Annotated in this window: 1 protein-coding gene; it reads left to right on the top strand. The window is 69.5% G+C overall.

What is annotated here, in order from left to right; all coding sequences use genetic code 11:
- The first annotated feature begins 128 nt into the window (after positions 1 to 128).
- Complete coding sequence (locus V6U77_RS29885; RefSeq protein ID WP_334610077.1) at positions 129 to 905, top strand: transposase family protein; 777 nt, start codon at positions 129 to 131, stop codon at positions 903 to 905.
- Positions 906 to 914: the final 9 nt, after the last annotated feature.

Below are 914 nucleotides of genomic sequence, written 5' to 3'. Positions count from 1 at the left end.
TGAGCCATTTTCATCGTGACCGAGGCATGCTGAGCAGGTAGGCGGCGGTGTGTCGCTGCTCCAGATAGGACGAAGCTCCCGGTAGGACAGCAGTCGACCAAGACACACCGCCCCGCACGGGAGCTTCGTTGCTGACCTATCCTGCCAGCATCCCGCTGTCCACGCGCAGCCTGACCCGCCTGACCGAGCTGATCCGTGACCGGCGCCGCGCGCTCGGTGGGCGCTGGCGCCGGCTGCCCGCGCAGCAGCAGGCGCTGTTGGCCCTGGCCCACCTGCGCAACGGCGACACCCTCACCCGCCTCGCCGCCGGCTTCGAAGTGTCGGTTACCACCGTGTGGCGGTACCTGCGCGAAGCCGTCGACCTGCTCGCCGTCTGCGCTGACGATCTCGCCGCCGCAATGCGCCGGGCCGCCCGGCTCGCGTACGCCATCCTCGACGGCACGCTCATCCCCATCGACCGAGTCGCCGACCAGCGGCCCTACTACTCCGGCAAGCACAAGCGCCACGGGGTGAACGTGCAGGTCTTGGCCGACGCCGCCGGGCGGCTGATCTGGGCATCGCCCGCCCTACCCGGCTCCGTTCACGATCTCACCGCCGCCCGCACCCACGGCCTGATCGACGCGCTGACCAGCAACAACGTGCTGACCTTCGCGGACAAGGGCTACCAAGGAGCCCGCGGCACCGTCTGGACCCCGTTCAAACGCCGCCGCACCCGCCTGTCCCGCCGGCAGAAGTCCGTCAACCGGCACCACGCCAAGATCCGAGCACTCGGTGAACGCGCCGTCTCCACCCTCAAGACCTGGAAGGTCCTGACCAAGCTACGCTGCTGCCCCCGCCGAGCCACCCCGATCGTGCAGGCCATCCTCGCCCTCCAAGCCGCCGAGGACGCCCGCTACCCACGATGAAAATGGCTC

It is taken from the genome of Micromonospora sp. CPCC 205546 (genome assembly GCF_036902715.1).
Lineage (GTDB): Bacteria > Actinomycetota > Actinomycetes > Mycobacteriales > Micromonosporaceae > Micromonospora.
This window is presented reverse-complemented; position numbering and strand designations above follow the sequence as displayed.